Source organism: Pseudoalteromonas sp. RW-H-Ap-1 (genome assembly GCF_048318575.1).
Classification (GTDB): domain Bacteria; phylum Pseudomonadota; class Gammaproteobacteria; order Enterobacterales; family Alteromonadaceae; genus Pseudoalteromonas.
This window is the reverse complement of sequence record NZ_CP166996.1, coordinates 1,281,459-1,296,620: the sequence shown is the minus strand read 5'-3', so window position 1 is coordinate 1,296,620 and position 15,162 is coordinate 1,281,459. Positions and strand designations below refer to the sequence as shown.

Sequence of the window (15,162 nt, the reverse complement as noted above, 5' to 3'; positions counted from 1 at the left end):
ATTCCGACAAAAGTACTAAAATTCATGTTTTTGTCTTTTAGCTAACTCTTGCTTTGCTTGTTAAGTATTAAAAGAGAATACTCGCAGTTTACTTAATCTTAATTAAATAACCCCTTAAACCATCCCCAAACTCCAAACGAATACCCTTCAAAAATATCAATGCCCAATGCGGATTTAATCAAATATAAAACCAGCAATGTAAGTAAAATAGTAAACGTAGCTGCCAAACTTAAGATAATAGCTTGAGTAAACCTCGCTATTTTTTGCTCTTTTACACTTAGTTCTCGCCTGTTTCGACCCGCCAAAAAAACATAGTAATATCGGTATTTAAAAAGTTTAACTACACCTCTGCAGTCAACAGCGTGGTTACCCCACTGCCTAGCACCAATTGCTACTTTTAAATGGGCTAATTGTTCTTCGGTAAAGGTCGTTTGGATGTTTTTAGGCATTCGCTCTAATAAGCTTCTAATAGCGGGATCATTCTGTAGGTTTGACAAAAAAACCTCAATTAAAGTGTGAATAATACATTTCAGTTATTTTAAACAACTACCCAATAATAAAAAGCCAATTATAAATAATTGGCTTTTTATTTGCTAAAAGTACTTTTTATTTAAGTGTACTAGAGCGATAGCTATTGTTATTTAACCAACTTGGTAACTCTACAGTTGGCACTGTACCATTTTGGTTAATATTGGTTTGGTGATAAGAGTGTTGGTTCCAAATACGTGTTGCATTTTTCCAAGGCTTGCTACTATCAGCAGCACCATACACAGTCACACCATTATTAATGCTATATCTAGAATCAGTATTATTTGATACAACAACAAGCTCTGCATTATCATCACCCTCTAGGTCAACCACAATTGGGTATTCCCAAAGCGTTCCTGATGAGTTAGCTACTGTCGATAATACTTCACCATTAACACCATTTAACACTCTTACTTTGTAGTGATCTTGAACAATTACTTCATCAATACCATCACCATTAAAGTCATAAGCACTCACGCCAATTTTACCGCTCCATTCATCATCATTGGCAACAGTCCATACTAAATCACCGTTTGTGTTATACATATCAACCGCTGTGTAACCTGCGTAAACAATACCTAAATCTTTTGTTCCTAAGAATGTAGATATCGCTTGCACACCTCCGCCTAAGTTATTAGGGTTAGTTATTTGCCACTTAACATTACCATTATGCTCAAGTACAGCAAATACACTATCTTCGAGCTTGTTACTTGGATTACTAATTACAACTTCAGGGTTAAGATCGTTATCTAAATTAGCAACTGAGCTAAACCACGTAGCTCCTGGCTCACCATATTGCCATAATTGTGCACCATTAACATCGTATAAGCCTCCACCAGCTAGTACTTCTTGAGTATCGTTGTTATCAGTATCAAAAGTTGTTGAAGCAGCCGACCAATTAGTTGTGTAGAGCAAACCGGTTTCGTAACTTAGTACATTATTACCTGTTACAATTTCAACTACTCCATCATTATTAATATCACTTAAAGTAACAGCGCCTAAAGGTTTGCCCGATTTCTCGAGCTCTTTCTTGACTTGTCCTAAGTTGTTAACAATTTGAACTACTGGTGATGAATAATCATTTAAAACAATTTCAACAATGCCATCACCATCTAAATCAGCTGTGGCAATAGAGTTACGTGGGTCACTAAAAACACCACCATTTTCATAATTCCATAGCTCAGTTCCATCAATACCACTCAATGCCCGAACCAAACCAGGTCGGCTAGATGCTTTACCTTCATAGGTCACAACTATTACATCAGCAATATCGTTGTTGTCGATATTTCCGTCGCCATTATCATCGTTAAGTTGAGCAGTAACGGGAGTAGTAACAACTTGAACATACTCAGGCATAAAGTCACTTGAATTCCAGCTCCACTTTTGTTGCATTGAAAATGGGGCTACAGGCTCTGCAACGGTCGGTAAATTACCGTTAAACTCACCACCTAATAGCGCCATTGAGCCATAAAAACTTTGGCCAATAACAGGCATTTTGGCTGTACCATAAACACCTCTAATGTCAGCGTAAGGTGCTAATACAACCCCCTGCCAACGGTTACCTTTAATATTTAGTTTTTCTGCATTAGTAAAGTTGAATACTGTTTTGGTTGCATGATTGCGTAAACGCCAAAAGCTTTTACCTTTAACATTAACATTGTCGTCGCCAGTAATATTAAAAATAACTGTTGCATCAGCTGGTATGCCCCACACTTTAAAAGTATGGGCTTTAGCAAATTGGCGCGCATCCAAATTAAATACTTGCGTGTCTGAACGACCATCACCTTCTAAGTAAAGGCCACCCCATTTGCTTTGTACTGTTCCAGTAGTATCAAGCTTACCTAACTCAGCGCTTAAATCTTTGTAGTATTGCTCTTGTTCATCAAAATCAAATGGCATGGCCGATTCGTTTTGATTAGACGTTATTTTAGAGTTCCGTTCCATGCCCCATTGAACACTCCAGCTAACATCAGTACCTCCACCTGCAATCATACTACCAACAAACTGGCGCCCTATTTTATAATCGATACTTGATTCACTGATTAAGTAGTACTCATTTGGGTTAGACGGGCGTAAAAAGCCCACGCTATAACCTTTTATGTCGATTTTGCCAGCCGCTATAGCGCCGTCAGCACGGCCAATATTTGATTTAAAATCGTCAAAAACAAATGCTGAAAAGTTATTGGCTACGCCTAAATCTGCAGCTTGTGTTGCCGAGCTGGCTAAAGCAAGTGCGATCACTGCACTTAATTTTTTAGTTTTTAGTAGTGAGTTAGTCATTTTTTCCCTCAAAATGAAAAAGTGCATTAAAGGCACCAAATTTAAGTCATTTGTTTAACGAAAGTTAATTCATCAAGCTCTTGGTGAGCATTATATACACAAACAAAATCAAAAGGAATAAAAAACACTACAAAAGTACCAATTATGTAATTCCAAAGAAAGAACAAAAGTTAAAATCAATAACTTACAAAAATTAAATTTTAAAAAAAGAAAATATTGGTATTTAATAACTAATAAATGTAAATGCAAGGTTAACAGGTTTGCGTGTAGGATGAATGCGCCAAGAGAAAATACTTCACTCTTTTTAAAGGATAGAGGTGGGAATAAAACTACTGCTGTTAAACTCCCCACTAAATTAATTTGATAAACCAATAAGTCTCGGTGTCTTAGATTTTAAGAACCTAAAAACAAAAACCAAGCAACAAATAGCTATACAAGTATTTAGATAAGGAAGAAAATCAAACAAATACCAAATATTAGGAATAATCTTAACTTCGATTTTATGTAAAAACCTAAAAACAATTAAATGAAGCGGAAATATCACTATTGAAGAAATTGCCAGCCATTGGAAGATTGGTCTAGGTTTGAGTTTTTTACTAATCAAAAATAATATAAATATTCCTAAACAAGCAATTAGAGGGAACAAAAGAGGGAAAACACCAAACTTTAACTCTCTTATATCTACACGGCCATTTAATAGCGCTAAATAATAAAAAATTGGAATGGTAAATAACAAAATCAAGTAAATTTTAAATTCATTGTTAAACATTGCATAGCTTATAAAGTTAACCCTTTTAACTAGGACACCTAATTGATAAAAAAACATACCAATAACAGCAGAATCTATAGACCAAAACCACCTTTCCGAAATTAGCTCATTGCTTAACAGCATTAATACAAGCACCCCAGAAGTGATCACGAAACTATATATTGGCTTCAATGCAGAAAAAAATACAATCTGAGCTAATGAAATAACGATTAAACAAGGGAAAAACCAAAGAACCCCATTAATGTGAAAACTATCAGCCTTAGATGTCACTAAACGACTTAAAGGATCAAACCATTGCATTTTACTGGCTTGGCCATCACCAAGAATGTTCAATGGTAACCAAAATAAATAGGAAATAAGAAAAAAGAAAGTAAATGGCAATATTAAACGCTGGAATAGTTTAATTAATGATTGTTTTACTTCTCGCTTGGATGATACTAAATAACCAGATAAAAAAAGAACAATGGCATATGAAATGAATATATTAAAGTATATACATCTTCATTCAACCAAGCTGCATGACCAAGTACAACTAGTATAATTCCTATTGCCTTCATGTTATCAATATAATTTATACGCGTCATGATTAAAAAAACTTGTCTTTTATCAAAAGATACGCAAACTTTGAATTTGTAACTAAGTAGCGTTTCCACATTCGACCTGGCTCTTGAATTACCCTGTATAGCCACTCTAAACCAGCTTTTTGCATCCACTGTGGTGCTCGCTTTACTTTACCTGCTACAACATCGAACGTACCGCCAACCCCCATTACAAAGTCAACACCAAGCTTGTCTTGCCATTTATTAATGAAGTTTTCTTTTTTAGGCGAGGTAATAGCAACAAATAATAACTTAGCGCCCGATTCGCGTATTTTAGTGACCACGGCTTCTTCATCATCCCAAAAGTAGCCATCGTTATAACCTGCTATGTTTAAATTTGGGTTTTGTGCTTTAACGACTTCGGCTGTTTTGCTCACTACTTCTTCGGTGGCACCCAATAAAAACACAGGAAAGTCTCGCTTGGCACTCATAGCTAATAATTCATGAAATAAGTCAACTCCCGCTACACGCTCTGGCACATCGTGCCCTAAAAAACGCGCACCGAACACTACACCCATACCATCAATATTAATTACCTCACACGCTTTAACCGACTCAGCTAAAACAGGATCTTTTTGCATATTAACTATTTTGGCTACATTTACCACAACATGCTGTAAAAATTGCTTTTGCTCAATTCTGCTTTCAATAAAAGACACCGTCTCTTGCATAGTGGCAATATCCATGGGTGCTTTTAAAAATTCAATACGTTTCATTGTTGAGTCCGTTTTTTAAAGTTGTTCAATAACTGCATTTTTAGCGCTGTTCAATTTTTGTCTATTAAAATAAGCAAACGAATAATATACCCATGCTTGTGTCCAACGCACATAGTCAACCTTATTGGTAAAATACTTATTTTTTTGATAAATAAAACGCTGATTTTTAGGCATATATAAGGTTTTAATAGCACGGTTAATTACTTTTTCAGCCAGTATAAAGTCATCTGGCGTTTTACCTACTTTTAATAAAGTAAAAACAGCTTGCGAAACACTGTGCATATCGAGTGGGTAGCGATTATTATTGTAATATTTTGCAGTGCCATCTTGCTCAAACAAATGTGTTTTATAATAAGTAAGACCTTTTGCAATTGCCGATTCAAACTCATCAGTTTGTAATTCATCACTCAGTAAGCGAAGTGCCTCTAGATTATAACCGGTATGAAAGCCATCAATAAACTGATGATGATGGCGAGCACCATATACCCATGAGCCATCGACTCCCTGTTCGCTTACCGACTGCCTTGCAGCATTTAAAGCAAGCTGTTTGTAATGTTGGTTATTAGTTAGTACAGCAACTTTTGCAACCCATGCAGCGCCCCAAAGGCTGGCATTATGTACAAATGCAGTTTCACCCGGTATGTAACCAAAAAACTGCCTACCATCACATTTTTTATATAATGTTTTTACAATAAAATGTGCACTATCAATTGCAGGATCTGAGTATTTTTTGTCTTTGGTGATTTCACTTAATGCATATAAAGCCTGAGCAACATAAATAGTAGTAATTACATTTGGCTTACCTTTAGGTACAAAAAAAGCACGAGCATTCCAGTCAAAGTGGTAACCCCAACAGCTATACTGCCAAATAGATTTATCACTTTGCTGGGTCAATAACCAATCAGCTAGCTTTATCGCTTCATCTAAATAAGTTTGCTCATTAGTTGCTTTATAGTCTTCCAATAAACCTAAAATAAATAAACCAATACCCTTTGGGTTACGCTTTTTGGGCACAGCACATAATGGTCGCAAGTTAATAGCTAAACGTTTATGCAGCTGAATCCAAGCAAGCCCTACAATGCCTTGTTTAAATCGAGGAATTAATTCAAATAGTTTACTATTGAGCCCATCAAATGGATCCTGACCAGCGTATTCATATTTTTGTGCTTGTTTGAGTATTGTATTTGCGCAATAAAAGCTGTCAGTCATAATCAAGCAGCCTCTGCTTTTCTAGTTAAGCTGTCGTATATAGACTGTAGCTGAGGAAGAATTGCTTGTTGGGAAAAATTGTTTTCAAACTTTATCTTTCCAGACTTAGCTAATTGAGCATTTAACTCTCTATCCTTTATTACTTTAATTAATGCTTGTGCTAGGGCTTCAGCATCACCTGCATTCACTAATAAACCATCTTTATCAGATTCAATTGCATCAGGGATACCTCCAGCATAAGTCGAAACGACGCAAATATTTGCAGACATAGCCTCAATAACCCCCATAGGGAAACCTTCGTTATAGCTAGGCAAACAATATATATCAGCAGATCGTAAAACAGATAATTTTTTATCTCCACTGATCCACCCTAAGAACATAACCGAGTCTGAAATATCAAGTTCAGAAGCTAACGCCGTGAATTTTTCGATATCACCATCACCAGCTAACTCTAATTTAGCATTTGGACATTTGGCTTTAACCTTTTGGAAAGCTCTAATTAAATCCCCTGCTCCTTTTCTCTCACCAATACGACCAAGGAAAACGACTTTTCCTATTTGAGAATCACTACCATTATTTGCAATAGGAATGACAGAGTTGTACAAAACTTGAAAATGTTCAGTTGTTGGGAAGGTATCCGCCGCCCAGTCTAACCATTGCGTAGATAAGACAAGCACTTTATCTACCATCATGAACGTATTTCTAATATGCTGCTGTTTGTCATCTGAACATTCATTAGAATAAAAATCCCTAAACTCAGCACCATGCAAATGAAGTATTACTTTCACATTAAAAAACTTTAGTATTCTTACTATTAATGACTTACGACTATAACTTCCTCTTGATGCCATATGAACATGAGCAACTTCAATTTTATAAAGCAAAAGTAAAAAAATAATTTTAAAAATTGATAATAAGAAGAACAATTTCATCAAAAAATGACTAACGCCAGATTTGTTCACAGAAACTAACTTAATATTATTTTCGTCAACAAACCCCATTTCAAAATAACTGTTAATAACGGTTGAGATTCCTCCTTGTCCTTCACGTTTTGGCCCAACCATTAAATTAATTCTTTTCTTCATTTTAATCCTTAATTTTACAAATCGCTTGTCGCATTTTACCATTTTTAGTCCGTTGAATGCTGTCCACAACTTCAACGGTTACAGCTATGCTCTGACCTAAACGCTCTTTAGTATTTTCAACTAGAATGTTGCGCTCATTTTCGTTAAAAACAGCTGTATCTACCATAACAAAGATATGAACAGCTCCTTTTTTTGTTGATAAAACTGGCAAGCAATTAACCCTTCAACCCCTTTTGGGATATGGTTTAATATGTGAATTTTCTGATTATCTTCTGCGACTAAATAGTCGCCAACTCTACCTTCAATTTTTTCTATAATAGGGAAAACTCTGCCACAAGGGCATGACTCCTCACTAGATAAATAAACGTAGTCACCTGTTTTATATCTTATCAAAGGAAAATAATGATTATTAAAATTAGTGCCAATAATTTCATGTCGCCCTGTCGCATCAACGGGCATTAATTCTACATGGGAATAATCGGTTAGGAGGTGGTATCTTCCATGTTCACACTGGCCTATCGCAGCTACTCGCTCAAATAAACCATACCAGTCAAATACTTTACAGTTAAACCGAGTCTCAATTAAGTGACGATCTTCTTCAGATAAAGACTCAGAAGATGTGAGGATTGATTTTATTTTACTAGGGTAGTAACTATCAATAGACTCTAAGTACCTTGCTAATGCAACGATCGAAGATGGGTATGCCTGTATAACTTCTACACCAAAATCGACCATAGCTTTAATATAATCAGGTATTGTAATAGCAGTAATATGAAAAGAAGATAACAAAATCATATCTTCAAAATATGAATAACGCCAAAATGGAGATTGTTTTTGAGCAAAGGGCACAACCATATCCCCACGAATCCATGCTCTTTTATCACCCTTTTTATAGCCAGCCCACTCTCGCTGTCTATCAAAAAAAGCCTGCTCTCTATTCACTGCAATGAGGTCTTGATAAATATTAAGAGGGCTCCCTGTTGTACCGCTTGTTGCACCACTGATCACTACTTTAGGCTTAACATCTGAAATAAAAGCGCTAGGATTATTGCGAACCACGCTCTTATCTATAACAGGAAAGCCATTAATAGATTTATCTGTTAATGCTTGTTCCTTATAAAAATCAACATTCTTTAGAGCATTATCAATACACGATTCGAGCATTGCGTCGGAATAAGATTGTAGATTATCCGCCGAACGCTCATTTCTATGAATATTACGAAGAGTCTCTTCTGAAAAATTATTTCTTTTTAGTTTAACTCGAATAAATCCACGTATTGTTAAAATACTGTTTTGGATAAATATTGGTGCTAGTTTATATATTTTGCTGTTTAACATTCCACTAAGTCCATTTTTTCAGTGTATTCTTTGAGCGTCATAAAACTATTGAATTGCGAAAGTACTTTTGAAAATGGGCTAAATAAGCTCAAATCCTTAGGGTGTGCAATTAGCACTAGCGGGTAGTTAGGGTCTTGTATACGTCTTTGTTTAATTGCAACTTTAAAACGAGTAATTTCCATAGAACTAGATAAACACATATCAAAATTACTATTTTTAAGCATTTCAATATTTTGAGCGCTTTTATCTTCTCTATTATGAGAATATGGTACGTTTTTATATTGGCGATTTTTAATGGTAGAAAATACTCTAGCCAAGCTAAATCGTTGTAGTTTATTAACACTGATTGTCAATAATGGTAGCTCAAGCAATCTTCTAACGGATTTTTTATCACTTGGTACAATTATTGAGTCATCACAATGCCAATAAGGAAGGTTACTAGGCGCCATTGTAAAATCATAATTAGAGAGGCTGTTAGAAAAAAACCAGGGCAAACTGAAGAGTCGCAGTAAATATTATTATCTAACAGTGCATTGACACTTTCATATGAATTACCTACGTTATAACCGCCCGCACGAAAAGTAGTACAATTATAATTTGGGTCTACGTCTCTAACACGCTTTTCAAGCATTTCTTTACCTAAAGCTAGAAGTTCATATTTCCCGGGTGACCCCTTAGTTGAACGCTCGGGAAGATCAGAAAAGCTCCACCATTGATGGTTTAATTTCCACTGCCCGTTAACATACTCGGCATTGTACCATTGCGGATGTAAGTGAAGCTGAATATCATGGCCTTGCTTTATTAGCTCAGCAACTTGATTTTCTATTGCAACTGCCCCCAGATATTCATTACTCTCTTCTGGATATAACTCTTTTAAGCCTATCAGCTTTTCAACTTCTAGTATTTCAATAAAAAAAGTAGCCTTGGTGCCAAGTTTATCAAACGCTTTCAACATTTTATAAGTAGGGTCGATTAAATGTTTAAAAACACACCCCTTACCACTTCCAAATAACTCATAGTCAATTGTTATAATATTAGTCATTAGTTTCCCTTGAAAGCTCATACCTTTTGCCAAGTATCATTAAAGTTTTAACTTCTGATACCTGTTTAAACCCAGTTTTAGTGAAAGAGGCTATTGATGATAGATTTTGAGCATTTATAGAAGTTACAATTTTAGATACTCCCTTTGCTTTACATTTCTCAATTGCAAAAAATATCATTGCTTTATTTATACCTTTACCTCTGTGCTTTTTATCAACAAAAACAGGGCCAATCCATGCAGAGTTATTAGCACTAAGTAAAACCTCTCCGAATCCAGCGATTTCCTTTTGACCAAAGGATAAAAAAGTGAAACCTGCCACTTCATCATTTACCTTTGCAACGAAGCATTCACCACCACCTTCAAGGCTATTTGCAACATCCGCTTTTGATAAGTGCAAAATCCCTATTGGTTTATCTATATCTTTTAAATCCACTGTTTTCAGTTTTTCAAGTTCAAGTTCTGAGATGTTTAATTCAAAACCTAATGTACTTGTTTTTCTATAAAAAAAACCTGTAACTTTTTTCAAGAACATTATAAAAACATTGTAGAAGCCGTCAGTCTTACATCGTTTTAAAATCTTAATAATCATTTTTTTACCTGCATAAAAAATGGTTTTAAATCTTTTAAATCGAATATATCAGTACTATTTGATCTAAAAATTGATAAGTTATCTTTAAAGTACTTTTTAAATGATTTAGTTTTGGTAAATAAGATCATACAAGATTGAATATCTCTCAAAAACGATGACCATTTTATGGTTGTGTTTAAACGCTCTCCCTCTTCCGCCTTTCCATAGAGCAACTTAGAAGGGGTAGTATATTTGCTACCTATCGCACTCATTAAGCCGCATGGCCTTGAGTTTGCTTCAATTAAAAAATATGTTCCTGTTTGATCGCATTCTTTAAACTCTACTTCGATTAAACCGACATAATTAGAACTTTTTAAGAGTTCAACTATCGGTCTGTATATAGAATCCATAAAAGCAGTGGGAGCTTCAAATTCTTCTACATAAGAACCAAAACCGTTTTTAGATATTCGGCACTTTCTAGTCAAAAGGTATGCTACATGCTCACTTGAAATTGAAAGTTGTAGCGATATGTTAGAATCCTCTGCTCCACTTATATAATCTTGAAAAATTAGATATTGGAGTGTGTTTTTGCTCACACTTGTATAAAAGTGCTGAAAATCACTAAAGCAATTAAAAACTTTTGTTTTAAAGTTAGCATCACTAGTACTATGTAATACGTCCTGATTCCATTTAACCAAAATTGGATTTGGTAATTCACCATTTTCATATAAGGTAGTCGGTTCGTAGCTTCTTGGATATTTAATGCCTATTTCTTTAAAAAAATTGTAAGTTGAATCTTTATGGGCAAAGAGTTCTATTAGCTCGAACGGTTTAGGATATATGTCATACAGTGAACTTAATTCTTTTCCATAGTCAACAATAGCCTGCAACTCTTTACCGCCACAGATGTGCATTTCATTGAAATCACGATTCAGCAATTTTAGTTTTTTTATAAATTCTTGAGGGTCTTTAACACATAGCTTTTCACCATACTTCGAATGAAATGCAATTTTCTCATCTAAAGAAACCAACAATACTTTTTCACCTTGCCTTGCTAATAACCGAAGAACATAAAGAGCTTGGGGCCCAGAACCTAAAATTATTGCACTCACTAATGACCTCTTACTTATTCTTAAAAAATTATTAAATCACTTATCAAAAAAACTTTAATAGCGAATTCGTAATATATAAATCACTTAACCCCAACCTTTTCATCATCAGTCGCTTTAGTGGAATAAACCAAATATAAACAAGAAATAAAAAATAGAAGTACGGGGGTTTTTGTTGCTAATGCGTTATTGGTAACCGAAGCCCCTAATAAGACAAACAATGCTACCTTTAATTGAGCTGGACCATTGAGAGCCAATTTACCAGCAGTGCTAAAACAAGCAATTAAAAGTAAAACCGTTGAAATTAATCCAAAACTCACAATCCAGCCAACAATATAATTTTCTATCGTATTGATACCAATATAAAATTCAATATTCTGCATAATCGAGGCTGGTGCGCCAAGAAGCCACTCACTAAAACTCAATTGGTCTAAAATAATAAACACATCAAATCGAGCCTGAGCACTAGAGTCAACATGTAACTTATTTAAGATACGTGCTCCAATTGGAGTCAAAGTTATTATTAATACAGTGAAAATAGATGCAAAAAAAGCGAGCGCTTGTATTACTGCAAATCGTATTTTAGATACTCTAAAACCGTTAGACACAAATGATGGAATTTTAGGCATTACAAGTAAGAACATGCCTAGCAGAAATATCCCTGTAGCTCCCCTTCCACCAAAAGCAAAGAGTGCTAACGTAACTACAGTAAAATAGATTAAGTAAGGAATTCGCGTATAGCCCATTAGTAAAGGTGCCAAAGCAGCGGTAATCAACGCGTTATTAAGTGGGTGAGTCAGTAAAGCAACGGATCTGAAATAACTAAAACTAGAGAACTGGACAGATATCAGTGAACTACCAAGCATAAACTCTAAAATAGCTATAACTGAATTTATGAATAATAAGTATGCAAGCAACGTTAATAGTTTATTTTTATGGGTGATATTCAACTGACTCAATAAATATAGAGCTAAAAGCGGGGCTACCATAGTATCAACCAAGTAAGCCATCCCCGAGGTACCAAATCTAATTAAGCCGTAAAATATAACAAGTACAATACACAAAAAACTTATTAGCCATGATGCTCTAAGCTCTTTCAGGCTAGTTAGAGGCATATTGATCCCTCTTCTAAGCGTAAAAATGGCAACGATTAGCATTAATATATACGTCGAAATATGTATTTTAACTAACGGATTTCCGCCTTCTGATACGTATTTTATACCTACGTTTTCTAGTAAATAGCCGCCAAAAATAAATGCCGTCAAAAAAGTGAACATCATTACTTTATAAATATTTTCACTTTTCATTTATTTATTACCCATGCTTTACATTTTTTATAATTTAGTATGGCAAGCACACATGAGAAAATGCTCACACCAATAACTACATCAATAATAATATTGACTATGGACATATCAATTATCACAAAGTGATAAACACGTAATTCAGGTAGAAATATAGCCATACACAAAGTTGAAAGTAGAATTTTATAAACCTGCAACGGTACAGCGTATCTATACCCTTTTTTTAGCGATAACCATAAGCTCATAACCAATGCGATAGTATTAGCAATTAAAAAAGCACTCGCTGCACCTATCAAACCAAAAGGAGGAATCAAAGTAACTAATAATGATAGGTTTAATATTAATGAAAAAACACTGATTTTTGGCAGGTATTTTGTGTTTAAAGAGAACTGTAAACCATGATCTATATAATGTGCCTTCAAATTTAAAACAAACACCCCCGCGCATAAAATATAAATAACAGTAGAACCTTGTGATAAATATTCTTCACTTAGTAATAAGTGCGTTATCGGCTCGGCTAAAATACAAAACCCAACTAAAGCAGGCATTGAAATTAAACATAATAAAGTTAAATATTCACCATGGGCTTTGTACAAAGCAGCTTTATCGTTTATTTTTTTTGTTAATTCAGGATAACTTGGCAAGGCGACAACCATAAAAATAAGTGCGCCAATTCCTAATAAAATATTTGATATAGCGGCGTATATACCTGTTTGTGCTAAATCTAATGAGTCGGCAATAAAATAACGGTCTAAACGACTTGATATTGCTGCAACTAAGCCACTGGCCATAAGAGGTAAGCCATAAGAGAAAATAACCTTAGCATCTGCAGTTTTAAGCTTATTAATACTGATTTTAAGCGGTTTAAAAACAACTAAACCTGCAACCAAATAGCTTAAAGCAAGGGCTGATAATGCAGAAAGGATATTAGGAGAATAAACTAGCAAGCTGCCTGTAATTACTATAGCCATAATAGATTGAGTAATTACGGCAATTCTATATTGGTTTAAACGCTCCATTATACGGGCTAATTCAAGATAGAACTGATAGAGAGCTTTAGTTAAAAAAACTAAAAAGGTAGCTAAAAACGTAGATAAGGTTAATAAACCTGTTAAATATAACCCCAAGCTAACTAATGCTAAAGCTGGCAATGTGCTGCAAAAAATAATTGAGCTGGCAATCGCTGCAAAATTTTCATGTTTGTCTGCTGTTTTACTAGGAAGTAAACGCAGCATGCTAGCGTTAATCCACTGGGCAGCTACCGCCCTTACAACTTCAACCGTTAATAGCATTAATGCCAACATTCCGTATTCTGTTGTAGTTAATAACTTGGTATGAATACTAATTAATGCAAAAACACTAATTGCAGCAAAAATTTGCACTGGAGCATATTTTAGTAATGCATTAAACATTATTGTTCTCGCTCAGCCTTAAAAACAAGCTCATTATAAACGGCCTTATAATGCTTAATTATCTGTGAAGTATTAAATAACTCTTTTAACTTTTTCACAGATAATTCTCTATCGAAATTATTTAAGTTTGCTGTAATTTCATCAACTGTTGTTGACTCTGTTATATACAAAACACCGATTGATTGAAAAAACTCTTTTTGCTCAGCGAGTATGCCTACTTCAGTACAGACTAAAGGAAGCCCCGTAGCTAAAATTTCCAGCGGAACCAAGCCAAAGGTTTCTTCTTTCGAAGTAAAAATACCGCAATCAGCATTGTTATAAAGCTCAATTAATTCGTACTTGTTTTTTCTACCTAAAAAGGCAACTGATTTTTCTAGTTGTAACGCTTCAATTTTGCGCTCTAGTTGTTGTGCATATTCTTTGTTCGACTTGGACCCCACTATATCTAAGCGGCATGCAATTCCCTTTTGATTAAGCATATGGATGATGTCTATAGATTGCTCAATATTCTTTTTAGGGTTAATTAAGGCACACGTTATAAACTTTATTTCCTGAGGGTACTCAATTAATTGACTTTGTTTGGGGCTATTAAAAAAACTGTCATCTATCGGGTTATAAATTATGTTTGCTTTAATATTATTTTTAGCTAGTGCTTGTTTTAAAATGTCACCAACAACAAACTTTTTATCACCTAAATGCCTAGTAAACTTAGGAATTATTTTTTCATATAGAAAGTTATTAAAAAATCCAAAGTTATGACGCCCAATCTTTTTATAGCTATGAACAGTAACAACCGATTTCCCCTTAAAACCATTGCCAATTAGTGCACTCCAAAAGTGGGTATGCACTAAGTCAGGATTCAAAGCTTTTAACAACTTGCGAACATGCCAATTTTGCCAAATAATACCAGGAATTTTAAATTTTACTTGCTTACTTGATGTAGGCAGCCAAATAAAATCAACATTATCTGATAGACGAATAGCATCACCAGTGAAAGGAATTTTACTTTGCGGGTCAAGCCCGATAATGGTAAACCTAAAGTTAGCGTCATCATGGTTAACCAAATATTCTGCAAACATTTGGCATACACTGTCTACGCCGCCGCAATTGTTACTGCCCCAGTCATAGGTAGAAAGGGGCATAATTAAAGCGATATGTTTTTTAGGCATTATTGGTATTCTTATTAATATACATTCAAAACTC

The 15,162-nt window shown here is 34.7% G+C and carries 15 protein-coding genes; all 15 read right to left on the bottom strand.

All coding sequences use genetic code 11. The features are described from left to right. Nucleotides 1-98: 98 nt before the first annotated feature. On the bottom strand, nucleotides 99-497 hold the full coding sequence (locus tag AB8618_RS06070; protein ID WP_409425214.1) for a 3-phosphoshikimate 1-carboxyvinyltransferase: 399 nt from the start codon (nucleotides 495-497) through the stop codon (nucleotides 99-101). A 109-nt stretch (nucleotides 498-606) separates the two neighbouring features. Next, nucleotides 607-2,808 (bottom strand): choice-of-anchor A family protein, encoded by a 2,202-nt coding sequence (locus AB8618_RS06065; protein ID WP_409425213.1) that lies wholly within the window; start codon nucleotides 2,806-2,808, stop codon nucleotides 607-609. A gap of 355 nt (nucleotides 2,809-3,163) precedes the next feature. After that, complete coding sequence (locus AB8618_RS06060) at nucleotides 3,164-4,042, bottom strand: acyltransferase family protein (protein WP_409425564.1); 879 nt, start codon at nucleotides 4,040-4,042, stop codon at nucleotides 3,164-3,166. Nucleotides 4,043-4,163: 121 nt separating this feature from the next. Continuing rightward, on the bottom strand, nucleotides 4,164-4,892 hold the full coding sequence (locus AB8618_RS06055; RefSeq protein WP_054200728.1) for a WecB/TagA/CpsF family glycosyltransferase: 729 nt from the start codon (nucleotides 4,890-4,892) through the stop codon (nucleotides 4,164-4,166). A gap of 15 nt (nucleotides 4,893-4,907) precedes the next feature. After that, complete coding sequence (locus AB8618_RS06050) at nucleotides 4,908-6,101, bottom strand: aspartate-semialdehyde dehydrogenase (protein WP_409425212.1); 1,194 nt, start codon at nucleotides 6,099-6,101, stop codon at nucleotides 4,908-4,910. 2 nt (nucleotides 6,102-6,103) lie between these two features. Then, nucleotides 6,104-7,186, bottom strand: coding sequence for a glycosyltransferase family 4 protein (locus tag AB8618_RS06045; RefSeq protein ID WP_409425211.1), 1,083 nt, complete (start codon nucleotides 7,184-7,186; stop codon nucleotides 6,104-6,106). Nucleotide 7,187: 1 nt separating this feature from the next. Next, a complete protein-coding gene (locus AB8618_RS06040; RefSeq protein WP_418157342.1) occupies nucleotides 7,188-7,397 on the bottom strand; it encodes a hypothetical protein in 210 nt (69 codons plus the stop codon). Continuing rightward, a complete protein-coding gene (locus AB8618_RS06035) occupies nucleotides 7,346-8,524 on the bottom strand; it encodes a phenylacetate--CoA ligase family protein (RefSeq protein WP_409425210.1) in 1,179 nt (392 codons plus the stop codon). The genes AB8618_RS06040 and AB8618_RS06035 overlap by 52 nt, the downstream gene beginning before the upstream one ends. Further along, nucleotides 8,518-8,841, bottom strand: coding sequence for a hypothetical protein (locus tag AB8618_RS06030; RefSeq protein ID WP_409425209.1), 324 nt, complete (start codon nucleotides 8,839-8,841; stop codon nucleotides 8,518-8,520). Before AB8618_RS06030 ends, AB8618_RS06035 begins: the two co-directional genes overlap by 7 nt. 86 nt (nucleotides 8,842-8,927) lie before the next feature. Further along, nucleotides 8,928-9,566, bottom strand: a complete 639-nt coding sequence (locus AB8618_RS06025) for a hypothetical protein (RefSeq protein WP_409425208.1) — start codon at nucleotides 9,564-9,566, stop codon at nucleotides 8,928-8,930. After that, on the bottom strand, nucleotides 9,559-10,155 hold the full coding sequence (locus AB8618_RS06020; protein WP_409425207.1) for a GNAT family N-acetyltransferase: 597 nt from the start codon (nucleotides 10,153-10,155) through the stop codon (nucleotides 9,559-9,561). Before AB8618_RS06020 ends, AB8618_RS06025 begins: the two co-directional genes overlap by 8 nt. Next, nucleotides 10,152-11,246, bottom strand: a complete 1,095-nt coding sequence (locus tag AB8618_RS06015; protein ID WP_409425206.1) for a hypothetical protein — start codon at nucleotides 11,244-11,246, stop codon at nucleotides 10,152-10,154. Before AB8618_RS06015 ends, AB8618_RS06020 begins: the two co-directional genes overlap by 4 nt. 80 nt (nucleotides 11,247-11,326) lie before the next feature. Further along, a complete protein-coding gene (locus tag AB8618_RS06010; RefSeq protein ID WP_409425205.1) occupies nucleotides 11,327-12,550 on the bottom strand; it encodes a VpsF family polysaccharide biosynthesis protein in 1,224 nt (407 codons plus the stop codon). Continuing rightward, nucleotides 12,547-13,959, bottom strand: coding sequence for a lipopolysaccharide biosynthesis protein (locus tag AB8618_RS06005; protein ID WP_409425204.1), 1,413 nt, complete (start codon nucleotides 13,957-13,959; stop codon nucleotides 12,547-12,549). The genes AB8618_RS06010 and AB8618_RS06005 overlap by 4 nt, the downstream gene beginning before the upstream one ends. Then, nucleotides 13,959-15,128 carry a VpsD family glycosyltransferase gene (locus AB8618_RS06000; protein ID WP_409425203.1) on the bottom strand — a complete coding sequence of 390 codons (1,170 nt, stop codon included), beginning with the start codon at nucleotides 15,126-15,128 and terminating at the stop codon, nucleotides 13,959-13,961. Before AB8618_RS06000 ends, AB8618_RS06005 begins: the two co-directional genes overlap by 1 nt. Nucleotides 15,129-15,162: the final 34 nt, after the last annotated feature.